The sequence below is a fragment of the Pseudomonas sp. NPDC088368 genome, from assembly GCF_044753445.1.
Classification (GTDB): domain Bacteria; phylum Pseudomonadota; class Gammaproteobacteria; order Pseudomonadales; family Pseudomonadaceae; genus Aquipseudomonas; species Aquipseudomonas bambusae.
On record NZ_JBIVNG010000001.1, the window covers coordinates 629,450 to 650,188 of the forward strand.

19 protein-coding genes, 4 tRNA genes and 1 riboswitch are annotated in these 20,739 nt (G+C 57.8%); of the genes, 15 read left to right on the forward strand and 8 right to left on the reverse strand.

The genetic code is table 11. The annotated features are described in order from the left end of the window. The first annotated feature begins 49 nt into the window (after positions 1-49). Both ACIQAL_RS02690 and astE read left to right on the forward strand, forming a co-directional pair. Complete coding sequence (locus tag ACIQAL_RS02690; protein WP_166593295.1) at positions 50-340, forward strand: topoisomerase II; 291 nt, start codon at positions 50-52, stop codon at positions 338-340. Positions 341-355: 15 nt separating this feature from the next. After that, on the forward strand, positions 356-1,363 hold the full coding sequence (astE, locus tag ACIQAL_RS02695) for a succinylglutamate desuccinylase (protein WP_401142080.1): 1,008 nt from the start codon (positions 356-358) through the stop codon (positions 1,361-1,363). Between the two features lie 55 nt (positions 1,364-1,418). Here astE and ACIQAL_RS02700 read toward each other — a convergent pair whose 3' ends face one another. Beyond that, entirely contained in the window at positions 1,419-1,913 is a 495-nt protein-coding gene (locus tag ACIQAL_RS02700) for a 6,7-dimethyl-8-ribityllumazine synthase (RefSeq protein WP_166593293.1), read from the reverse strand. A 127-nt stretch (positions 1,914-2,040) separates the two neighbouring features. Further along, positions 2,041-2,185: riboswitch (FMN riboswitch) on the reverse strand. Positions 2,186-2,369: 184 nt separating this feature from the next. Between ACIQAL_RS02700 and ltaE the strand changes: the two genes are divergently transcribed. The 7 genes from ltaE to ACIQAL_RS02735 all read left to right on the forward strand — a co-directional run bounded on the left by ltaE (position 2,370) and on the right by ACIQAL_RS02735 (position 8,389). After that, positions 2,370-3,374 (forward strand): low-specificity L-threonine aldolase, encoded by a 1,005-nt coding sequence (gene ltaE, locus ACIQAL_RS02705; protein ID WP_401142082.1) that lies wholly within the window; start codon positions 2,370-2,372, stop codon positions 3,372-3,374. Positions 3,375-3,518: 144 nt separating this feature from the next. Then, positions 3,519-6,137 (forward strand): alanine--tRNA ligase, encoded by a 2,619-nt coding sequence (gene alaS / locus ACIQAL_RS02710; protein WP_401142085.1) that lies wholly within the window; start codon positions 3,519-3,521, stop codon positions 6,135-6,137. A 97-nt stretch (positions 6,138-6,234) separates the two neighbouring features. Continuing rightward, a complete protein-coding gene (locus ACIQAL_RS02715; RefSeq protein WP_401142087.1) occupies positions 6,235-7,467 on the forward strand; it encodes an aspartate kinase in 1,233 nt (410 codons plus the stop codon). Between the two features lie 183 nt (positions 7,468-7,650). Further along, the gene (csrA, locus tag ACIQAL_RS02720; protein WP_020290522.1) at positions 7,651-7,839 is read left to right on the forward strand and encodes a carbon storage regulator CsrA; all 189 of its coding nucleotides are present in this window, start codon (positions 7,651-7,653) and stop codon (positions 7,837-7,839) included. A gap of 62 nt (positions 7,840-7,901) precedes the next feature. Continuing rightward, positions 7,902-7,992: transfer RNA gene (locus tag ACIQAL_RS02725), tRNA-Ser, on the forward strand. A gap of 108 nt (positions 7,993-8,100) precedes the next feature. Further along, a tRNA-Arg gene (locus tag ACIQAL_RS02730) sits at positions 8,101-8,177 on the forward strand. 135 nt (positions 8,178-8,312) lie between these two features. Continuing rightward, positions 8,313-8,389: transfer RNA gene (locus ACIQAL_RS02735), tRNA-Arg, on the forward strand. Positions 8,390-8,437: 48 nt separating this feature from the next. Here the strand turns inward: ACIQAL_RS02735 and ACIQAL_RS02740 are convergent. Beyond that, on the reverse strand, positions 8,438-8,941 hold the full coding sequence (locus ACIQAL_RS02740; protein WP_401142091.1) for a DUF4124 domain-containing protein: 504 nt from the start codon (positions 8,939-8,941) through the stop codon (positions 8,438-8,440). 321 nt (positions 8,942-9,262) lie between these two features. Between ACIQAL_RS02740 and mgtE the strand changes: the two genes are divergently transcribed. Next, on the forward strand, positions 9,263-10,705 hold the full coding sequence (mgtE, locus tag ACIQAL_RS02745) for a magnesium transporter (RefSeq protein WP_401142093.1): 1,443 nt from the start codon (positions 9,263-9,265) through the stop codon (positions 10,703-10,705). 127 nt (positions 10,706-10,832) lie between these two features. On the opposite strand, the gene ACIQAL_RS02750 is transcribed toward mgtE, so the two are convergent. The 3 genes from ACIQAL_RS02750 to ACIQAL_RS02760 all read right to left on the reverse strand — a co-directional run bounded on the left by ACIQAL_RS02750 (position 10,833) and on the right by ACIQAL_RS02760 (position 12,055). Further along, positions 10,833-11,159: an Arc family DNA-binding protein gene (locus ACIQAL_RS02750; RefSeq protein WP_110947489.1), complete on the reverse strand. Its 327-nt coding sequence runs from the start codon at positions 11,157-11,159 to the stop codon at positions 10,833-10,835. Between the two features lie 410 nt (positions 11,160-11,569). Beyond that, a complete protein-coding gene (locus tag ACIQAL_RS02755; protein ID WP_401142096.1) occupies positions 11,570-11,773 on the reverse strand; it encodes a PA3371 family protein in 204 nt (67 codons plus the stop codon). A 54-nt stretch (positions 11,774-11,827) separates the two neighbouring features. After that, positions 11,828-12,055, reverse strand: coding sequence for a hypothetical protein (locus ACIQAL_RS02760; protein WP_256665030.1), 228 nt, complete (start codon positions 12,053-12,055; stop codon positions 11,828-11,830). 315 nt (positions 12,056-12,370) lie between these two features. Here ACIQAL_RS02760 and ACIQAL_RS02765 point away from each other — a divergent pair. Further along, positions 12,371-12,447: transfer RNA gene (locus ACIQAL_RS02765), tRNA-Arg, on the forward strand. A gap of 37 nt (positions 12,448-12,484) precedes the next feature. Here the strand turns inward: ACIQAL_RS02765 and ACIQAL_RS02770 are convergent. Then, positions 12,485-13,123 carry a TetR/AcrR family transcriptional regulator gene (locus tag ACIQAL_RS02770; protein WP_401142099.1) on the reverse strand — a complete coding sequence of 213 codons (639 nt, stop codon included), beginning with the start codon at positions 13,121-13,123 and terminating at the stop codon, positions 12,485-12,487. 351 nt (positions 13,124-13,474) lie between these two features. Between ACIQAL_RS02770 and ACIQAL_RS02775 the strand changes: the two genes are divergently transcribed. Further along, the gene (locus ACIQAL_RS02775; RefSeq protein WP_401142102.1) at positions 13,475-14,956 is read left to right on the forward strand and encodes an MFS transporter; all 1,482 of its coding nucleotides are present in this window, start codon (positions 13,475-13,477) and stop codon (positions 14,954-14,956) included. Between the two features lie 106 nt (positions 14,957-15,062). Here the strand turns inward: ACIQAL_RS02775 and ACIQAL_RS02780 are convergent, their stop codons facing one another. Further along, positions 15,063-15,947 carry a fumarylacetoacetate hydrolase family protein gene (locus ACIQAL_RS02780; protein WP_401142104.1) on the reverse strand — a complete coding sequence of 295 codons (885 nt, stop codon included), beginning with the start codon at positions 15,945-15,947 and terminating at the stop codon, positions 15,063-15,065. A gap of 201 nt (positions 15,948-16,148) precedes the next feature. Between ACIQAL_RS02780 and ACIQAL_RS02785 the strand changes: the two genes are divergently transcribed. Next, positions 16,149-16,541, forward strand: coding sequence for a tautomerase family protein (locus tag ACIQAL_RS02785; protein WP_401142107.1), 393 nt, complete (start codon positions 16,149-16,151; stop codon positions 16,539-16,541). 279 nt (positions 16,542-16,820) lie between these two features. Here ACIQAL_RS02785 and ACIQAL_RS02790 read toward each other — a convergent pair whose 3' ends face one another. Further along, the gene (locus ACIQAL_RS02790; protein ID WP_401142109.1) at positions 16,821-17,684 is read right to left on the reverse strand and encodes a type 1 glutamine amidotransferase domain-containing protein; all 864 of its coding nucleotides are present in this window, start codon (positions 17,682-17,684) and stop codon (positions 16,821-16,823) included. 401 nt (positions 17,685-18,085) lie between these two features. Between ACIQAL_RS02790 and ACIQAL_RS02795 the strand changes: the two genes are divergently transcribed. Further along, positions 18,086-18,538 (forward strand): (2Fe-2S)-binding protein, encoded by a 453-nt coding sequence (locus ACIQAL_RS02795; RefSeq protein ID WP_401142112.1) that lies wholly within the window; start codon positions 18,086-18,088, stop codon positions 18,536-18,538. An 8-nt stretch (positions 18,539-18,546) separates the two neighbouring features. Beyond that, complete coding sequence (locus tag ACIQAL_RS02800) at positions 18,547-20,733, forward strand: molybdopterin cofactor-binding domain-containing protein (protein ID WP_401142115.1); 2,187 nt, start codon at positions 18,547-18,549, stop codon at positions 20,731-20,733. The last annotated feature ends 6 nt before the right edge of the window (positions 20,734-20,739 follow it).

Below are 20,739 nucleotides of genomic sequence, written 5' to 3' on the forward strand. Positions count from 1 at the left end.
GTAAGCGGCGTCAGGCCGCGATGCCGTTGCTTTTACAGAGAGAATTTTTATGACCGACGCCCTGCGTTTGATCCTTGAAGACACCGACGGCACTCAGCTGGAAACCTCCTGCACGCGTTTCGCCGTGATCTGGCAGGGCAAAGAAGTGTGGATTCAGCAAGACGGCCGTGGCCAGTTGCTGATCGGTGTGGACGTCGAGGAGGGCGACGCCGAATACGCCAACCTGCTGCTGCGCCCGCTGGCGACCAACCTCGTGAGTCTGCAGCTGGAAATGGAACCGGCTGACGTTGGCGGCGACGACGAAGAAGGCCATGTGCACGGCCCGGATTGCAATCACTAAGCAGGAGCTCGTCCTATGCTCGCCCTCGGCAAACTGCTTGAACTGACCCTGGCGGGTCGTGAACCCGCAGCAAAGACTCAACTGACCGTCGACGGCGTGCGTTTGCGCTGGCTGGCCGAAGGGGCGCTGGAAGTCCGGCCCCCCGACGCGAAGGACAATGGCACCGACCTGCTGCTGTCTGCGGGCATTCATGGCAACGAAACAGCCCCCATCGAATTGCTGGATGAGCTGATTCACGCCATCGCCCGGGGCGAACTCAAGCCTCGGGCGCGCATTCTGTTTCTGTTCGGCAACCCCGAAGCGATGCGTCGCGGCGCGCGCTACGTCGAGCAGGACGTCAATCGGCTGTTCAATGGCCGTCACGAGCAAACCGAAGGCAATGAAGCGCTGCGGGCCTGCGAGCTGGAACGTCTGGCTGCGAGCTTTTTCAGCCTTCCCGACCGTTATCGACTGCATTACGACCTGCACACGGCGATCCGTGGCTCGAAGATCGAGCAGTTCGCGCTTTACCCGTGGAAGGAAGGGCGCCAGCATTCACGCCGTGAACTGGTGCGTCTCCATAAGGCGGGCATGGAAGCGGTGTTGTTGCAGAACAAGCCGTCGATTGTGTTCAGTGCCTACACCTACGACAAGCTGGGGGCCGAGGCTTTCACGCTGGAGTTGGGCAAGGCGCGGCCGTTCGGGCAAAACCAGCAGGTCAACCTCGCGCCGTTGAAGGCAACGCTGGAGCTACTGATCAAGGGCTCAGAGCCTCTGGTGGGCGATCAGATCGATGGCTTGAAACTGTTCAGCGTGGCGCGGGAAGTCATCAAGCGCAGCGATGCGTTTCGTCTGCACCTGCCAGACGACATCGAGAACTTCACCCAGTTGGATAAAGGCTTCCTGCTGGCCGAGGACGCGTCCAATTCACGCTGGGTGGTCGAAGAAGAGGGCGCCCGCATCATCTTCCCGAACCCGAAGGTCAAGAACGGTTTGCGGGCGGGGATTCTGATCGTGCCGACGACGGATGAGCAGTTGGGCTGAAGCAGTGGGTGGGCTTGTAGGAGCGGGACAAGCCGCGCTCCTACAGACGTTTCTCTTATCCCACCGCTTTTTGCGATTCGCCCAAACGACGCACTGCACGCAGCTTCGCCAAGGTGTCCGCGCAAGTCTTCGCCGCTTCCTGGCCCTTGTGCACGAAGTGATTGAAGAAGTAATTGTGATGCTCTTCGCCCGCGTGGAAGTGATGCGGGGTGAGGACCACCGAGAATACCGGCACTTCGGTCTCCAGTTGAACCTGCATCAATGCGGAGATGACTGACTGAGCCACGAATTCGTGACGGTAGATCCCGCCATCGACCACCAGGCCGGCGGCCACGATACCGCCGTAGCGACCGCTGTTGGCCAGCAGTTTGGCGTGCAGGGGGATTTCAAAGGCGCCGCCGACTTCGAAGAAATCGATGTCGCTCTCGGCGTAACCATGGTTGGCCATCTCGGCGACAAAGCCTTTGCGCGCCTGATCGACGATATCTTTGTGCCAGCAAGCTTGAATGAAAGCGATGCGCTCGTGAGCGTGGATAGCGGTAGGTTGCATGTGTTCTGACTCCTGTTTAATTAAAAAACAGGGCGCTTTGGATCGAAGGGGATGCCAGGGTACGAGCGTCAACCGTCCGGGCAACATACGCCCGTGACACGGCTGCGAGACGATCCTGTGGTGCCTATCCCGTTCTCTCTTCATCCGGACTATGACCGTCGGCTCTGGAATCACACCAGATCTGCTGACCTCGCAACGCGAGCGCTCGCGGGCTAGACGCTTTGCACGCCATTACCGCCGGTGGGGAATCGCACCCCGCCCTGAGAACGTTGCCGACTGCATAATTCGTCGGCGTGCAGTTTGTAACACAGATTTTCAGAATGTGCATGGAGCCTTTTTGATGGTTTTCATCAGCTTTTCTTATAAGCCCATCTTGGCATCGCGGCCCGAAGCCTTGATTATCTGAGGTCCCGGCCTCAAGACTGAGGTTCGAATCATCTTTCAGGGAGCTTCATCGTGACGGTTATCGATCTGCGCAGCGACACAGTGACCCAACCCACCGCAGGCATGCGCGACGCCATGGCCCGTGCGCCTCTGGGCGACGACGTGTACGGCGAAGACCCGACGGTCAACAAACTGGAGTCATGGCTGGCGGAGCGTCTGGGCTTCGCGGCGGCGCTGTTCGTTCCCACCGGCACCATGAGCAACCTGCTCGGCCTGATGGCGCACTGCGAGCGCGGCGATGAATACATCGTTGGGCAGCAGGCGCACACCTACAAATACGAAGGGGGCGGCGCGGCGGTGTTGGGCTCGATTCAGCCTCAGCCGCTGGACAACCAGGCCGACGGCACGCTGGACCTCGATCAGGTGGTGGCCGCGATCAAGGCCGACGATTTCCATTTCGCACGCACCCGCCTGCTGGCCCTGGAAAACACCATGCAGGGCAAGGTGCTCCCGCTGGAGTATCTGGCGGCGGCCCGCAAGTTGACCCGCGAAAAGGGCCTGGCCCTGCATCTGGATGGCGCACGTCTTTACAACGCCGCCGTCAAGCTGGGCGTGGAAGCCCGAGAAATCACCCAGCATTTCGATTCGGTGTCGGTTTGCCTGTCCAAAGGCCTCGGCGCGCCGATTGGCTCGGTGCTGTGTGGCTCTGCGGAGTTCATCGCCAAGGCACGCCGGTTACGCAAGATGGTCGGCGGCGGCATGCGTCAAGCCGGATCGATTGCAGCGGCAGGCCTATACGCGCTGGAGCATCAGGTCGAGCGTCTGGCCGACGACCACGCCAACGCGGCGTTTCTTGGCAAGGCGCTGAGCGAACTGGGTTTCGAGGTCGAGCCCGTGCAAACCAACATGGTCTACGTGCACATCGGCGACCGTGCCGAACGTTTCAAAGCCTTCTGTGCCGAGCGAGGTATCGTCCTCAGTGCTGCCCCGCGTTTGCGCATGGTCACGCACCTTGACGCCTCGGCGGCGCAAATGGAGCGGGTGGTCGCCGCGTTTGCCGAATTCGGTAGCCGCTAACCGACCGATAATCCAATTGGCGGCATCTATCGTACAAAGACGCTGTACCGTGGCAGTAACGCCTATATAATGCGGCCCTTTGCCGTCGTTTCGTCGAATGACGTTATGCAGTTGGCTCCGGCCGCAGTTCCCGTGGAAGAACCTATGAAAAGCGCAGAAATCCGTGAAGCCTTCCTTCGCTTCTTCGAAGAGCAAGGCCACACCCGAGTAGCCTCCAGCTCCTTGATTCCGGGCAACGACCCGACCCTGCTGTTCACCAACGCAGGCATGAACCAGTTCAAGGATTGCTTCCTGGGGCAGGAAAAACGGGCCTATACCCGTGCGGTCAGTAGCCAGAAGTGCGTGCGCGCCGGTGGCAAACACAACGACCTGGAAAACGTCGGGTACACCGCACGTCACCACACCTTCTTCGAAATGCTGGGTAACTTCAGCTTCGGCGACTACTTCAAGCGCGATGCGATCACCTTCGCCTGGACCTTCCTGACCGGCGTGTTGAAACTGCCGAAGGACAAGCTCTGGGTCACGGTCTACGCGACCGACGATGAAGCCTATGACATCTGGACCAAGGAAGTCGGCGTGCCGGCCGAGCGCATGGTTCGCATCGGCGACAACAAAGGCGCGCCTTACGCGTCTGACAACTTCTGGACCATGGGCGATACCGGCCCGTGCGGTCCTTGCACCGAGATCTTCTACGACCACGGCGCCGACATCTGGGGTGGGCCGCCGGGCTCGCCGGAAGAAGACGGCGACCGTTACATCGAGATCTGGAACAACGTCTTCATGCAGTTCAACCGCACTGCCGATGGCGTGCTGCACCCGCTGCCAGCGCCGTCGGTCGACACCGGCATGGGCCTGGAGCGGATCAGCGCCGTCCTGCAACATGTGCATTCGAACTACGAGATCGACCTGTTCCAGAGCCTGCTGGCCGCTGCCGCCCAGGCCATCGGTTGCACCAATGACGCTCAGCCATCGCTGAAAGTCGTCGCCGACCACATCCGTTCCTGCGGCTTCCTGATCGCTGACGGCGTGCTGCCGTCCAACGAAGGCCGTGGCTACGTGCTGCGCCGCATCATTCGTCGCGCCTGCCGTCACGGCAACAAGCTGGGCGCCAAGGGCAGCTTCTTCTACCAGATCGTGGCTGCGCTGGTCGCCGAGATGGGCGAAGCCTTCCCTGAGCTGAAATCCCAACAGGCGCACATCGAGCGCGTACTGAAAGCGGAAGAAGAGCAATTCGCCAAGACCCTGGAGCAGGGCCTGAAAATCCTCGAACAGGACCTGGCCGAGCTGAAAGGCACCGTCGTCCCGGGCGACGTCGTGTTCAAGCTGTACGACACTTACGGCTTCCCGATGGACCTGACCGGCGACATCGCCCGTGAACGTAACCTGACCCTCGACGAGGCCGGTTTCGAGCGCGAGATGGACGCCCAGCGTGAGCGCGCCCGTTCGGCCAGCGCTTTCGGCATGGACTACAACAGCCTGGTCAAGGTTGATGTGCCGACCGAATTCACCGGTTATTCGGCCACGGCGGGCGACGCCAAGGTCGTGGCCATCTACAAGGAAGGTCAGTCGGTTCAGCAGTTGAACGAAGGCGAAGAAGGCGTTGTGATCCTCGATCAGACCCCGTTCTACGCCGAGTCCGGCGGCCAGATCGGCGACAGCGGTTACCTGACTGCCAACGGCATCCGTTTCGACGTGAGCGACACCACCAAGACCGGCGGCGCGTTCCTGCACCACGGTGTGCAAGTGTCGGGCAGCCTGACCGTCGGCACCACGCTGAGCACCCAGGTCGCTGGCGAAGTGCGTCAAGCCACCTCCCTGAATCACTCGGCCACGCACTTGCTGCACGCCGCGCTGCGTCAAGTGTTGGGCGATCACGTCCAGCAGAAAGGCTCGCTGGTTGACAGTCAGCGCCTGCGCTTCGACTTTAGCCACTTCGAAGCCATCAAGCCTGAGCAGATCAAGGCGCTGGAAGACATCGTCAACGCCGAGGTTCGCAAGAACACCGCCGTCGAGACCGAAGAAACCGACATCGAAACCGCCAAGAAGAAGGGCGCCATGGCGCTGTTCGGCGAGAAGTACGGCGACAGCGTTCGCGTGCTGAGCATGGGCGGTGATTTCTCCGTCGAGCTGTGCGGCGGGATTCACGCTAACCGCACCGGCGACATCGCACTGTTCAAGATCATCAGCGAAGGCGGCGTGGCTTCGGGTGTGCGTCGTATCGAAGCGGTCACCGGCGCTGTGGCGCTGGCGTACCTGAACACCGCTGAAGAGCAATTGAAGGAAGCCGCGAACCTGGTCAAAGGCAATCGCGACAATCTGGTGGACAAACTGACGGCTGTGCTGGAGCGCAACCGTCTGCTGGAAAAACAGCTGGAACAACTGCAGGCCAAGGCGGCCAGCGCTGCGGGCGACGATCTGTCGGCCGCAGCGGTGGACGTCAAAGGTGCCAAGGTCCTCGCTGCCCGTCTCGACGGTCAGGATGGCAAAGCGCTGCTGGCGCTGGTGGATCAGTTGAAGAACAAACTCGGTCGCGCAGTGATCCTGCTCGGCGGTGTGCATGAAGACAAGGTCGTGCTGGTGGCGGGTGTCACCAAGGACCTGACTGGCCAACTCAAAGCCGGTGATTTGATGAAGCAAGCGGCTGCCGCTGTAGGCGGTAAAGGCGGCGGTCGTCCTGATATGGCACAAGGTGGCGGCGTTGACGCTGCCGGGCTGGACGCGGCGCTCGCGCTGGCGGTTCCGTTCGCCGAACAGGGAATTTAAGTCGACCCACCGCCCTTTTCTTCATTAGAAGGAGAGGGCGGCGCTACGCGGTTTGAATGTTTAACGGGGGCCCGTCATGGGCTGAGGCGGCTTTGAGATGGCTTTAATCGTACAAAAATTTGGCGGCACCTCCGTGGGCTCGATCGAGCGCATCGAGCAGGTGGCCGACAAAATCAAGAAATTCCGCGAGGCGGGCGATGATCTGGTGGTGGTGCTGTCCGCGATGAGCGGCGAAACCAACCGCCTGATCGACCTGGCCAAGCAGATCAGCGACCAGCCGGTTCCGCGTGAGCTGGACGTCATTGTCTCCACCGGTGAGCAGGTGACGATTGCCTTGCTGGCCATGGCGCTGATCAAGCGTGGCGTGCCGGCGGTGTCCTACACCGGTAATCAGGTGCGCATCCTTACCGACAACGCGCACAACAAGGCGCGTATTCTGCAGATCGACGATCAGAAGATTCGTGCTGATCTGAAAGAAGGTCGCGTTGTCGTCGTCGCCGGTTTCCAGGGCGTCGACGAAAACGGCAACATCACGACCTTGGGTCGCGGTGGTTCGGACACCACGGGTGTGGCGTTGGCTGCTGCGCTGAAGGCCGATGAGTGCCAGATTTACACTGACGTCGATGGCGTTTACACCACCGACCCGCGTGTAGTGCCTCAAGCACAGCGTCTGGAAAAGATCACCTTCGAAGAAATGCTGGAAATGGCCAGCCTGGGCTCGAAAGTGTTGCAGATCCGCTCGGTGGAGTTCGCCGGCAAGTACAACGTTCCGCTGCGCGTGCTGCACAGCTTCAAGGAGGGTCCGGGTACCCTCATTACCATCGATGAAGAGGAATCCATGGAACAGCCGATCATTTCGGGCATCGCCTTCAACCGTGACGAAGCCAAGCTGACAATCCGTGGCGTGCCAGACACCCCGGGTGTTGCCTTCAAGATCCTCGGCCCGATCAGTGCCGCGAACATCGAAGTCGACATGATCGTGCAGAATGTTGCGCACGATAACACCACCGACTTCACCTTCACCGTGCACCGCAACGAGTACGAGCAGGCGCTGAGCGTCTTGCAGAATACCGCCAAGGAAATCGGCGCGCGCGAAGTGATCGGCGACACCAAGATTGCCAAGGTCTCCATCGTCGGCGTGGGCATGCGTTCCCACGCAGGCGTTGCGAGCCGCATGTTCGAAGCGCTGGCGAAGGAAACCATCAACATCCAGATGATCTCCACATCCGAAATCAAGGTATCGGTGGTCATTGAGGAGAAGTACCTGGAACTGGCGGTTCGTGCGCTGCACACGGCGTTCGAGCTCGACGCACCCCGCAAGGGCGAGTAAGGGTTTTGCCGAAGGGCGCGGACGACTCCGCGCCCTTCGTGTTTCTGATGTGCGCGAGAAAGCTGTTTTTTTTCCGACGCTAGTCAATACTCACGACACTGGCCCGTTGCCTCTTCTGGTGCGGGCCAATGCCTTTATGGTTGTGCAGACTGTTGTCCCTGAATTCAGGTTGAGGAGATAGGTATGCTGATTTTGACCCGTCGGTGCGCGGAGAGCCTGATAATCGGTGACGGTGAAATCACCGTAACTGTACTCGGCGTTAAAGGTAATCAAGTACGAATTGGGGTCAACGCGCCCAAGGAAGTGGCTGTTCACCGGGAAGAGATTTACCTGCGCATCAAGAAAGAGAAGGACCAGGAACCAAGCCATTAATTTTTATTGAATTTTTGGTTTGCAAACGGGGAAAAGGGTGGTTATTATACGCCCCGTGTTGCGGAGAGCTGGCCGAGTGGCCGAAGGCGCTCCCCTGCTAAGGGAGTACACCTCAAAAGGGTGTCGGGGGTTCGAATCCCCCGTTCTCCGCCATTATTTGCGTAGTACGTTGTAATCTGGCTTGATCGGTAAGTTGTTGAATTTACTAGAAAAAAGTTCTTGACCAAAAGATTTGACGGCCTATAATGCGCGGCAACAAATGCACTCGTAGCTCAGCTGGATAGAGTACTCGGCTACGAACCGAGCGGTCACAGGTTCGAATCCTGTCGAGTGCACCATTTAAGCGTTGTTTGTAGTGATACAAACGGCGACTTTAAGAAAGAGCCTGGCTTCAACAGGTCTTCGGAAGTACCACTCACTTCCAGAAGTAAAATGCAGTGACCAGAGGTGATCTGGTTCATCAAGCGCCATTTGCACTCGTAGCTCAGCTGGATAGAGTACTCGGCTACGAACCGAGCGGTCACAGGTTCGAATCCTGTCGAGTGCACCATAAAACGAAAAGCCCGCATGTAAATGCGGGCTTTTTGCTTTCCAAGGTTTATGTTCCTGCCTTGCCTTTTTGTCGCGTACCTTTCACGCAGCCGTGCTCATCGAACGTCACCTGCCGGCTTCGACCTTTCTTTTCTTCATACACATAACGCACCTCGGCGTTGCGGCCTATGATTTTATCGGGCTTGCCGAGAAGGCTTTCCACATCCCGTTTGGTCATGCCTGCCGGCGTCTGTTGATTGATGATGGCCTTGCGGCGTTGCTCCGCGCTCAACACGTTGCCGCAACCGTCGTCTCGTTGACCGACAATCACCAGTTCGGCGTTGGTCTGATTCTTTACTGAGCCAGCGTGTCTGGAAGGGGGCGCTTGAACGGTTCCAGGAAGCGGGCTGTGAACCTCATGTGTCGTCGGGTTTTGGCCGGTGGGGCAGCCGAGGGTTGTAAACGTGATACGTCCGTTATCGTCCTCGCAACGGTTGACCGTCGTTGCCCATGTGCAGGCGGGCGCGATCAGCAAGGCAGCAATAAGGGTGTTGCGGATGTCCAACGGCATGTCGACGTCCTCCTTGACGGGTGTCAAGAAAGCCTAGCCAGATGAAATTTGACTGGCGAGCGTGTTTTCTTCTCTTGATGTGACGTCGTAGCAATAACGACTCGGACAATGCTTAACATTGTGTTGCAAGCGCTTGTTCCGCGTTGAATTTTTAACATGAAGACCCGGCAAGGGGTGTATGATTGCGCCCGTCAGCCCCGCCGGGGCTTGTGGAATACCTCCATGGACTTACCCAGTAGCAACTCAGAATTAAGCTGTACCAATCACGAATCGACTGATTGATCTTCCGGCGCGGTCCACTGCTGGGAGTGGAGTTCGCCTATGACCGAAATCGAAGTAAAAAAAACGCAGGAAAGCCTTCAGGATCGCCTCGCACAAGTCGTCGACCTGCTGCAACGTCAGCGCATCGTCGAAGACCTGACTCATCGCCAGGAAGGCCAGCACCAGGATCGCGTTGAGAACCTGGTCCATCGCCAAAACCTCGTTGAGCTGCAACGCAAGCTCGATGATCTGCACTCTGCCGACGTCGCCTATATTCTCGAAGCTCTTCCGGTTGAAGACCGTCTGACGGTCTGGCAACTGGTGAAGGCCGAGCGCGACGGCGACATTCTTCTCGAAGTGTCCGACTCCGTTCGTGAGACGCTGATCGCCGACATGGACGATCATGAGTTGCTCGCTGCCGCCAAGGAAATGGACGCGGACGAGCTCGCGGACCTGGCGCCCGAGCTGCCCCGGGATGTCGTCCATGAGCTGATGGAAGCCCTCGACAGCCAGCAACGCGAGCGCGTTCGTTCGGCGTTGTCCTACCATGAGGAACAGGTCGGCGCGCTGATGGACTTCGAGATGGTCACCATTCGCGAAGACGTCAGCCTCGAAGTCGTTCTGCGTTACCTGCGTCGACTGAAAGAGCTGCCGGGCCATACCGACAAACTCTTCGTGGTGGATTACGACGGCGTGCTGAAAGGCGTACTCCCCATCAAGCGCCTGTTGGTCAACGACCCTGAAAAACAAGTGTCGGACGTCATGGCCAGTGACCCGGTGAGTTTTCACCCGGACGGCGATGCTTACGAGGCGGCTCAGGCCTTCGAGCGCTACGACTTGATTTCCTCGCCGGTCGTGGACAAGAACGGCAAGCTGATTGGCCGTCTGACCATTGATGAAATGGTCGATCTGATTCGTGAAGAGAGCGAAACCGAAGTATTGAACATGGCAGGTCTGCGCGAGGAAGAAGACATCTTCGCCTCGGTGTGGCGCTCGCTGCGCAACCGCTGGTCCTGGCTGGCGGTTAACCTGATCACGGCCTTCATCGCTTCCCGCGTGATCGGCTTGTTCGAAGGCTCGATCGAGAGGCTGGTGGCGCTGGCGGCCTTGATGCCGATCGTGGCGGGTATTGGCGGTAACTCTGGCAACCAGACCATCACCATGATCGTACGGGCGATGGCGCTGGATCAGGTCAGCACGGGCAACACCTCGCGTTTGATGCGCAAGGAACTGGGCGTGGCCCTGGTCAACGGTCTGGTGTGGGGCGGGGTTATCGGTATCGTGGCCTACCTGCTTTACCACAGCTGGTCGCTGGGCGTGGTCATGACCGCAGCGATGACGTTGAACTTGCTGCTCGCGGCGTTCATGGGCGTGCTGATCCCGATGACACTGGCCAAACTGGGACGTGACCCGGCGATGGGCTCCAGCGTGATGATCACCGCGATGACTGACAGTGGCGGTTTCTTCATCTTTCTTGGGCTGGCGACAGTGTTTTTGCTCTAAGCCAGCCTCATAAAAAAACCGCCTTCAAGGGCGGTTTTTTTTATCCTGAAATCGGCGGGCTCCCATCGATGACGCCCACAAAAAAAGCCAGCTGAATGCTGGCTTTTGAGTCTCTGACGCTTCGGACTTATTCGTCGTCGGCGGCCAGGCTGGTGTCGTGAGCAATCAGCGAAACCAGAGCGTTTTGCTGGCGGTGAGCAAGTTGGCGGAAGCGCTGCAGCAGCTCACGTTCATGCAATGACAGCTCCGGGCTGTCGAGACGCAGCTTAGGCTCGTCGCCCAGTGCGCCTTCTTGAATCAGGCTTTGTTCGAGACGCGCAATAATTTCAGAGTTCATGCTGCGATGGTTGTCTTTGGAGACTTCCGCAATACGCTCGCGCATACCTTCCGGGAGACGGACAACGAACTTGTCAGCTGTGCGACTGGAATAATTGGCCTGTTTCATAGGGCTCATATATTTAACCGATTTAGTTCAAAGGGGAGGCGGTTCATGCATTTGGCCGCGAGATGTCATCGTCTGACTGTCATTTCGGCGAAATGTTCAACCTGCCAGCATAAAGGTCCGTCATCATGCATCAATACGTCGGAACCTTGGCGTCAAATCTGTGACAAATATTGAACTAGATAAAGGCGTTTAGCCAGCACCAATTATCCGAAATGCGTTCTGGTTAGCAAAGTTCCCGGATACCACTCATCCGACCGCCAGCCACAGACTACGCGGGTTTCCGCAATGATGGCTATCTGTCTTCAGCGTAGAAGCGTCTGTAAGAAATTTCGAGAATGATGCCGAGAAAGAGACGAAGGGTCTTTTGGCAAAGCGTCAACGGGCGCGAGGGGAAGAGGCGATGGACACTGGGCGTGGCTTCAACGCCCGCCGTTGGCCTGACGCAGTACCGGGTCGAACTTGATGCGGCGTCCCACCACCAGCGCGGCGAGGAACAGCGTGGCAAACGTGCCGGCGGCCACCTTGGCAACCGTTCCAAGCGCTTCCATTGATGAAGGAAGCAGTTGATCCGCCGCGACGCCCATGATGGCGAGAATCAGAAAGGACAGTGCTGCTTTTGACATGGCTTTTCTCTGTTCAATAAACGGATCGGCAAACCCCAGTCACGCCTCGTGCGCTCAAAAAACCCAGCGTTGAGACCGATCAACCGGAATGGCTTCGTCAGTATCGTTGGCCAGCATGGCGTCAGACCGTTGCGCTGGCATGACGGCGAATCGTGGGGTCTGTTTAACGAGGTAATGCGGTTGAGCCTGAACCGCGACGCTCTCGGTTTTGCTGCCGTCAGCCTGGAAGTGGAAAGCCACCAATGCGACCAGAGCCGCAGCATTCAACAGGGAGAGAGTCATGTTCATCTCGTTTACCTTCGTTTGGAGTTGTGTATGAAGGGGATTGCACGAGAGTGAGAATGCAGTCTGCATGCCAAGCGAATTGTTAAATTAAAACTAATAAAATCAATGAGTTAAATAGAAATGGAGTTGTGCCTGGGTTGCACTTTGCAATGATGTCATTTTGCGTCATTGCAATTTGCATGATGAACACTCGTCGCCAGCCAAATCCCCGGCGGCCTACAGCCCAAAACGGCAATGACGACATGACAAAACAAGGGCTTGCCGTTAACATGCTCGCCGTCCCGCTGGCGCCGTTCAGAGCGTCGGTACAGTGTCTCAGTAGCTCAATTGGATAGAGCATCCCCCTCCTAAGGGGAAGGTTGCAGGTTCGAACCCCGCCTGGGACACCACTCTCATCAGCGATCGGCGAAATCGCCTGTTTGCTTCTTATTCGACCCCTTTCACTTCGCTCAGGCTCTCGACCGCTGAAATGTCCGAGTTCAGGAACGTGCGCGCGGATTTCAGGATCTCGTCCGACAGGGCCGTTTTGCCCGTGGCGCGCGCGAGGGTCATGGCGCCTACCATCAGTGAGTATTCGACCAGCGCGGCCTGACGCCTGGCGGTTTCATCTTGCGGTGAGGCGCCGGGTTCAACGGTGGAAAGATAAGCGTCCATCAATACGCCTAGCCCCTTGATGTACGTCTGATGAAGCGCTGACTGTTTATCTTCGTGGGACATGTCACCCGAGAATGCCACAACAGGGCAGGTGTCCGCGGCAGTGTCGCGCTTGGACGACGCGAGGTAGTGATCGACGATCGCCTTTCGGGCTTTCCGTTTTTTACGGTGGCTGGCGATCTTTTCTTTCCAGGCAATCGCTGACTGCTCGAATGCGTGAGCGCAGGCTTCCGTCGCCAGTGCCTCTTTGGATTCGAAGTGTCCATAAAAACCGCCATGGGTGAGGCCTGCCTCGTTCATGACTTCTGCGACGCTGACGCCGTTCAATCCGCGCTCACGGTAGAGCCGGGCGGCTGTTTCGGTGATGGCGACACGGTTCAATTCAGTTTGCTGCCGGGAAACTCTGGGCATGGAAACCTCTCCTCACGCGTAAATAGATTTTAGGCATCATATATAAGAGTTCGCTCACTGTCATGGTGAGCAAAAGACCGGTGTTGAATTGAACCTGAGTGAACCATTTCGATGCGTTCAAGGTGCAATCATAGTCGCGCTCATTGCTGCCAATAGATGATCATTAAAATTTATTGAATAGATTTTAATGCTCATCTATTTTGGTTTCCAGAGATCTCGCAACCGTTGCGTGGTCATCACGGGCACAGCGTGGGGTTGCACATGAATGCACATAACCAAGACGTCAGTCGCTGGACAGCGGCAGACTGGCGACTGCTCTTGATCGCTACCACGCTGTGTGTGCTGGTGGTCATGGACGCCAACATGGTCGCGTTGGTCTTGCCGTCGATTTCCGACAGTTTCACCGCATCTTTCCAGTCACTGGAGTGGGTGATCAGTGCCTACATGATCACGTTTGCCTCGTGTCTGTTGCCTGCCGGCGGCTTTGCAGACCGGTTTGGCAGGCGGCGCATTTTGCTCACCGGATTGGCGATTTTCTGTGTCTCGTCGGTGGCGTGCGGGCTGGCCGGAACGATCACCGCGTTGAACATCGCGCGAGCATTTCAAGGGGTGGGCGCGGCTTTTCAGCTCACGTCGGCGCTGGCCATCATCGGCAATGCTTTCGCGCAACGCCCGGTGGCTGCACGCGCATGGGAAATCTGGGGCACATGCATGGGGTTGACGATCTGCCTCTCGCCGCTGCTGGGAGGGTTCATCACTCAATTGATCGGTTGGAAGGCGATTTTCCTGATCAACGTGCCGCTCGGGACACTCATTGCGTATAGCGTGATTCGCTGGATACCCGAATCGAAAGCTGCGGTTCGCCGGCCGATCGATGTGATGGGCAGCGTGACATTTCCTCTCGCCCTGGCGCTGCTGATCTGGGGGCTTATCTCTGTGAATGGAGATGGCTTGTTTAGCTTTCTCACGCTCGCCAAATTCAGTGTGAGCCTCGCGCTGTTCGTACTGTTCATTCTGATCCAAACGACCCGGCAGCAGCCGATGGTGGAGTTTCGTTTGTTCAGGAATCCTCGTTTCTCGGCGGGTGTGATTGGCATGTTCGGGTATTCCGCCTCTGCACAGGTGTTGTTGAGTTTTTTCCCGCTGTATCTGCAGACCTGGTTCGACCTGAGCCCGTTGATGGCAGGTGTTTCGATGCTGCCGTTCGCGGTTGCGATGGTCATAGGCCCGCACGCGGGCAATTTCATTGGGCGTGACAGGTCGGCGCACTGGCTTCTGACGGTCGGATTGGCGACTGTTTGCGCTGGCAATATCCTCACTGCCTGTCTGGTGACCTCTTCCCATTACCTGTGGGTAGCGCTTGGAATGTCGCTGATCGGGTTCGGAGCAGGAATGCTCAACGGCACTACCCAGCGAGCCATCATGGGAGCGGCCCCACCCGAAAATACCGGGATGGTCTCCGGCATTGCCCAGTCCACTCGTTTTGCCAGTATCGTCCTGGCGGTTGGCGTTCTGGGCGCCGCACTGGCGCAACATGCCCATGCCGTGTTCGAAGTAGGACCGGCGCGGTCGTTGGGGTTGAATACGGCTGAAGCCCATCAGTTTCTGGATCAGGTGCTCACAGGAAATGGGCGGAGCGCAGGGCCTTCCATCGATCCTTCGGTGCACGCGTCTGCACTCCTGGCTGCTCGACTGAGCAGCGCATCGGGGTTTTCCCTGGCGTTGATGATCGCTGCACTGATTGCGGGGACGTCAGCGGTATTGATCTGGCGTCTGAGTCGGCGCCCACGAGCGGATCTTCTCGATCGCCCGGGTGCGGGTGCTGAGGAATGAGCGGTGCCGATTTGAGGGCTTAAAGGCTGACCCTTTGGCGCTCGCTGGCCGTTTCGACGCGGCAAGTGCCAGAGGGCGCAGGATGGCGCAGGATGGCGCTCGGACGTCAGTCCTGGTCGATGCGGTTTTCGAGTGTGCCGATGCCTTCGATTTCGATGCGAACGTTATCACCCGGGTGAAGAAAACGCGGCGGGGTGAAACCGATGCCGACACCGACCGGGGTTCCGGTGCTGATGACATCGCCAGGCTTGAGCTCGATGCCCGCAGACAGGCATTCGATCAGTGCAGGAATGTCGAAAATCAGCGCGTTCACATTCGCCTGCTGCCTCAACTCTTCATTCACCCAGCACTTGATTGTGGCGTTTTCGGGGTTGAATTCATCAGCGGTGACGATCCATGGCCCCATGGGGCAAAAGCCGTCGAGGGATTTGCCAAGGAACCACTGACGATGGTTTTTTTGCAGATCGCGCGCCGTGACGTCGTTGATGATGGTGTAGCCCCAGACGTGGGCGTACGCGTTTTCTTTCGAGATCCCGCGGCCGCCTTTGCCGATGATGACGCCCAGTTCCGCCTCGTAATCCAGTTGTTGGGTGACGCCGGCGTGTGGGGGAATGGGGTCCAGATGGCCGATGACCGAGTCCGGTGTCTTGGTGAAAATCACAGGAAACTCAGGGGCGATCTCTCCGTCTTTTGCACTGTGATCGAAGCCGGATTTGCTGAACTCAGCCGCGTGCTCGTGATAATTCTTGCCTACGCAGAAGATGTTTCGCTTAGGTGCGAGGGGCGCCAAAACCTTAACGCCCTCAAGGGATTTGCCCGCGCCTTGAGCGCCAAGCCCGGCAGCAACGTCTTCCCAATTCGCGATCAGCTCGTCCAGGCTTCCTGAAAACTGGGCCTGAAGCTCGTTCAGCGGCCAGTAGCGTCTACTCTTGTCGTCGATCAGTGCAGGTGTAGGGCGATTGTCTTCAGCTAAGACCTTGGCAAATTTCATCGTCGTTCCTCAGCGTTTTTTGGATTTTTTCTGGCATTAGCCCTGCCGCTCACTCATGTGCTCATCAGGCTTGCCAACGGAAAATACATGATGTAAAACATCTATTCAATAGATGTTGAAAGACATTTATTTTGAGTGAAACGCCGCTTTCGGTGTATCGCCACGACCCCCAACCTTTCATGCCTGAAACAAGGAAATGCCATGCCTCTCGCCAGAATCGATGTTGCAGCAGACACCTCTGCCGAAACCGTCAAAATCATCGGCGCTGTCATTTATGAAGCCATGACCGGCGTCGCCAACGTGCCGGCCAATGACCTCTATCAGATCGTCACCCGCCATGCCAAAGAAGAATTGATCTACCCGGAAGAGGGTTACCTGGGCGTGACGTACACGCCGCAGATCGTGTTCATTCAGGTGACCTGGAACGCTGGACGCTCCATCGAGGTCAAGAAGGCGTTCTACAAAGCGATCGCGGACGGCATTCACGAACGCGCCGGCATTCGCAAGGAAGACGTGTTCATCACGTTGATCGATGTGCAGCGTGAAGACTGGTCGTTTGGCAATGGCGAGATGCAGTACGCACCGAAACCTTGATTTCGTCGATGGGCAAAATGGTGCGGGCTGTGTACCGCGCCATTTTTTTTGTAAGAAAAAAAAGTAGAAGAGGCAAAAAAACGGGCCGGTCGAGAAACCCGACCGGCCCCTGGCAACTCTGTTACACGTTGCCATCCCCTGATGTTGTTCAACCACTGATGCAGCATGTCCGGTAAGGCCCCATTTCTTTCGGCGGATTGACGCAGGACCATACGTTCGAGGGTGCACCTGATTCATGGCATGAACAAAGGCATCAATCGAGGAAAACCATGGACTGACTCAGTGGCTCTTAGCGTTGAGTGCAGTCACCAGTTTCTGACCAAATTCATGATCAGAGAACGGTTGTTGCGCGGTGACCAGCTCGCGGTCTACAACGACGTGCGGTTTCCAGGCTTCGCCGTTATCAACCACTGCGCCAGCTTTGGCCAGGGCGTCGTCGTTGTAGAACAGTACCGAACCTTTCAGTTGGCCTGGTTCGATCTGCTGCTCTTCGCCTTTGGAGAAGACGGAGACTTTGTAGCCAGCGTACGGCCAGCCTTTAGCCAGAGATTTCACTGCGTTGTCGTCACCGGAAATCAGTGCCTTGTCCAGAGCAACCGGGTCGTGGGCAGCTGCCAGCAGGGCGATAGGGCCGTGGCAGATGATGCCGGTTGGACGGCCGGTGCTGTGGAATTGGGTCAGGATCTTGCCCAGATCCTTGTCTTTCATCAGGTCTTGCATCGGGGCGTGTCCGCCTGGCATGAACAGACCTTTGTATTCCGACGTGCCTTTAGCCGCGACGGCGGACAGTTTCAGTGGATGTTTCAAACCGTCGAAGCTGGCAACAAACTTCAAGGCTTCTTCGCGCTTGCTGGCATCTTTGTCGAAGAACATATCATTGTTGGAGCTGGCGTCCATCTGAGGCTCATTGCCTTGTGGGTCAGCGAATACCGGGGTATAACCGGCATCCACAATGGCTTTCAAAGGGGTGGCCAGTTCATTCAGGTAGTAACCTGTTTCGTACTTCTTGCCTTCTTTAAGATCAAGCATTTTAGCGCTGGACATGACAACCAGCACTTTGCCCTTGGACGGTTCGGCGGCGTAAGCATTCGATACGGCCAGACCCAGAGCCAGCAGAGCACCGCCAACTTTCAGTACGTTCATGATGCAGTTCCTAATGAGTGTGATTGGTCAGTTGTTTCAGGGGAATTACTGGTGTCGCAATGAGCCAGGTTGTTCTCCTGATTTGCGCTCAGGTTATGATCGAACCCCTTATTGCTCCATGTCGTTTATCCAACTTTTTCGGACATGACATTGCGGCCGAAAAAATGTCCGAAAAAGGTGGATATCCGACGTAGGTAAACGCGCGCAGTGGATGTAATGTCCCTCACAGCTCCCGTGGCCGGCACTTCACGCTGCTGAAGCGCTTGTAAGCAGGCGAACCACGTACCAGAGACTTCCACCGGAGATCATTCGTCATCCGGGTTCAACAGTGTCTGTTCAATCGATATTCAATGTCTTGCGCGATGGCCAATCAAGGGCCGTTGGCATATAGAGAGGCGGCTATGCAAACGCTTTTAGTTAACGGTGTTGAACGATCGGTTGAAGTGCCGGAAGAGATGCCTTTGTTGTGGGTACTCCGGGATGTCATCGGTTTGACCGGAACTAAGTACGGGTGCGGAATTGCACAATGTGGCGCGTGCACGGTTCACGTTGACGGACAACCTGTTCGTTCGTGTGTATTGCCCGTGTCGAAAGTTGCCGGCAAGTCGGTCACTACCATTGAAGCGATTGAAAATGATGCCGTGGGCAAAGAAGTGCAAGAGGCCTGGCTCGCGGCCGAAGTTGTTCAGTGTGGCTATTGTCAGTCAGGGCAAATCATGAGCACTGTTGCACTGCTTCATAAAAACCCGCACGCCAGTGAGTCCGATATTGTGACCGCCATGTCGGGTAACTTGTGCCGCTGCGCCACCTACTCACGCATTCGCAACACTATTAAAACAATCACACTTAGCTGAGGCGCCCCATGGCCAAGTCAAAAGCATCTGTGGGTGCAGTCTCGCGCCGTCATTTCCTGCAAGGTTCGGCGGCAACGTTTGCCGGATTGACCGTCAGTGCCTGGCTGCCAGTCGCCATGGCGCGCAGTGCCGCCGCCGAAACGGTGGCCAACGCGCGCCTGGGCGACAACTCTGACGGTTTCGGCGCATTTGTCCGTGTAGACATTCAAGGGAATGTGACGGTCATCTCGCCAAAAATCGAGATGGGGCAGGGCATTCAGACCGGCATCGCCATGATGGTCGCCGAAGAGCTTGAAGTGCCGCTGAGCCAGGTCACGATTCAGGAGGCACCGCCCAACGAGGCGTTGTATGCCGACACCATTCTTCACGGACAGGCGACCGGTGGATCGACGTCCACGCGTTATGTCTGGAATCCGTTGCGCGCGGCCGGTGCCACCGCGAGGATCCTCCTGACCCAGGCCGCCGCCATACGCTGGAACATCGCCCCGAGCCAATGCGTTGCAAAAGCTGGCTTCGTGATTGCGCCCGATGGCCGGAAGCTGGGCTACGGTGAGCTCGTGCGCGAAGCTTCGCTGCTTCCTGCGCCAACCAATGTGCCGCTCAAGTCGCCGAAGGACTTCACGCTGCTCGGGTCGCCTGCTCAGCGCCTCGACACGCCGCACAAGGTCAACGGTCAGACCAAATTCACCATCGACCTGACAGTTCCTGAGATGCGCTACGCCTCGACTTCAGCGTGCCCGGTGTACGGCGGCAAGCTGAAAAGCGTTGACGATTCGGCTGCCCGGCGCGTGCCGGGGGTGGTCGATGTCGTCAAACTCGACAACGCGGTGGCCGTGATCGGCGTTCACACCTGGGCCTGTTTCGAAGGCCTCAAGGCGCTGGAGATCGAATGGGATTTGGGCGAGTTCGCGTCGATGAACTCCGAAATCATCGAAGCCGGCCTGGCGAAAGCCATCACCACCGACGGTGTGGTTGCCGTCGAAAAAGGCAACATTCGCAAAGCCCTCGACGGCGCTTCCTCGCGCTTCGAGGCGACGTACGAGCAACCGTTCTGGTCGCACTCGCCACTGGAACCCATGACCTGTGTGGTTCACGTTCGCCCTGACGGTTGCGACCTCTGGGTGGGCACTCAAGTGCCGGGGGCGGCGCAAGCGACGGCTGCGAAGGTCACCGGTTTGCCGCCCGAGAAAATCGTGGTGCATAACCAACTGATCGGCGGGTCGTTCGGACGTCGTCTGGACTTTGACTTCATCACTCAAGCGGTGCAGATCGCGAAGCACGTCTCGTACCCGATCAAGATGACCTGGTCCCGTGAAGAGGACATGACTCATGACATGTACCGCCCTCACTACCTGGATCATCTGGTCGCCGCGCTGGACGAACACAAGATTCCGAACGGCTGGGAGCATCGCATTGCCGGTTCATCCGTCGTTGCGCGCTATGCCGGTAAGCTGCCACCGACTGGCATTGACCGGGACGTCATCGAGGTATCGAAAGAGCCGATCTATGCGCTGACCCATCACACCCTGCGTTACATCCGGGAAGAGGCGAAAGTCTTGCCAGTGTCCTGGTGGCGGGGCGTGGGTCCGTTGCGGGGCACCTACGCGCTGGAAAGCTTCATCGATGAGCTGGCCCACAACGCGGGTGTCGATCCGGTCCAGTACCGTTTGCAGGTCTGCGAAGATCCTCGCGCCCGTGCGGCCCTGAGCCTTGTCGCGGAGAAGGGTGACTGGAACCGGCCTTTGAAAAAAGGGGCGGGCCGCGGCGTTTCCGTCAGCGCGGTGTTCGGCAGCTACGTCGCCACGATGGTAGAGCTGGAGATGGTTGGGGAGTTCGGCATTCGGATCACCCGTCTGGTCAGCGCTGTTGACTGCGGGGTGGTGACGAACCCGACCTCGATCATGGCGCAGATCGAAGGGGGCACGCTGTTTGGCCTCTCGGCCTCCTTGTTCAATGAGATCACCGTGGCTGACGGTCGGGTCCAGCAGAACAACTTCCACAACTACCGGCAGATCAGGATGAGCGACGCCCCGCCGGTCGAAGTACACATTATCGCCAGCGAGGCATCGCCCGGCGGTGTAGGGGAGGCGGGCACGGCGTTGATTGCGCCTGCCTTGGTCAATGCGTTGCATGCCGCTTCTGGCAAAAGGATTCGGCAGCTGCCGTTGAAACGTTCCGGCTACTACATCGTCTAGGTGTTC

Excerpts from the sequence above, each read along its gene's own strand:
- ACIQAL_RS02790 (WP_401142109.1), bottom strand. The coding sequence starts at position 17,684 with ATGAACGTACTGAAAGTTGGCGGTGCTCTGCTGGCTCTGGGTCTGGCC.
- mgtE (WP_401142093.1), top strand. The coding sequence starts at position 9,263 with ATGACCGAAATCGAAGTAAAAAAAACGCAGGAAAGCCTTCAGGATCGC.
- ACIQAL_RS02795 (WP_401142112.1), top strand. The coding sequence starts at position 18,086 with ATGCAAACGCTTTTAGTTAACGGTGTTGAACGATCGGTTGAAGTGCCG.
- csrA (WP_020290522.1), top strand. The coding sequence starts at position 7,651 with ATGCTGATTTTGACCCGTCGGTGCGCGGAGAGCCTGATAATCGGTGAC.
- ACIQAL_RS02755 (WP_401142096.1), bottom strand. The coding sequence starts at position 11,773 with ATGTCAAAAGCAGCACTGTCCTTTCTGATTCTCGCCATCATGGGCGTC.
- ACIQAL_RS02800 (WP_401142115.1), top strand. The coding sequence starts at position 18,547 with ATGGCCAAGTCAAAAGCATCTGTGGGTGCAGTCTCGCGCCGTCATTTC.
- ACIQAL_RS02785 (WP_401142107.1), top strand. The coding sequence starts at position 16,149 with ATGCCTCTCGCCAGAATCGATGTTGCAGCAGACACCTCTGCCGAAACC.
- ACIQAL_RS02780 (WP_401142104.1), bottom strand. The coding sequence starts at position 15,947 with ATGAAATTTGCCAAGGTCTTAGCTGAAGACAATCGCCCTACACCTGCA.
- ACIQAL_RS02750 (WP_110947489.1), bottom strand. The coding sequence starts at position 11,159 with ATGAGCCCTATGAAACAGGCCAATTATTCCAGTCGCACAGCTGACAAG.
- ACIQAL_RS02770 (WP_401142099.1), bottom strand. The coding sequence starts at position 13,123 with ATGCCCAGAGTTTCCCGGCAGCAAACTGAATTGAACCGTGTCGCCATC.
- ACIQAL_RS02690 (WP_166593295.1), top strand. The coding sequence starts at position 50 with ATGACCGACGCCCTGCGTTTGATCCTTGAAGACACCGACGGCACTCAG.
- ACIQAL_RS02700 (WP_166593293.1), bottom strand. The coding sequence starts at position 1,913 with ATGCAACCTACCGCTATCCACGCTCACGAGCGCATCGCTTTCATTCAA.
- ACIQAL_RS02775 (WP_401142102.1), top strand. The coding sequence starts at position 13,475 with ATGGACGCCAACATGGTCGCGTTGGTCTTGCCGTCGATTTCCGACAGT.
- astE (WP_401142080.1), top strand. The coding sequence starts at position 356 with ATGCTCGCCCTCGGCAAACTGCTTGAACTGACCCTGGCGGGTCGTGAA.
- alaS (WP_401142085.1), top strand. The coding sequence starts at position 3,519 with ATGAAAAGCGCAGAAATCCGTGAAGCCTTCCTTCGCTTCTTCGAAGAG.
- ACIQAL_RS02715 (WP_401142087.1), top strand. The coding sequence starts at position 6,235 with ATGGCTTTAATCGTACAAAAATTTGGCGGCACCTCCGTGGGCTCGATC.
- ACIQAL_RS02740 (WP_401142091.1), bottom strand. The coding sequence starts at position 8,941 with ATGCCGTTGGACATCCGCAACACCCTTATTGCTGCCTTGCTGATCGCG.
- ACIQAL_RS02760 (WP_256665030.1), bottom strand. The coding sequence starts at position 12,055 with ATGACTCTCTCCCTGTTGAATGCTGCGGCTCTGGTCGCATTGGTGGCT.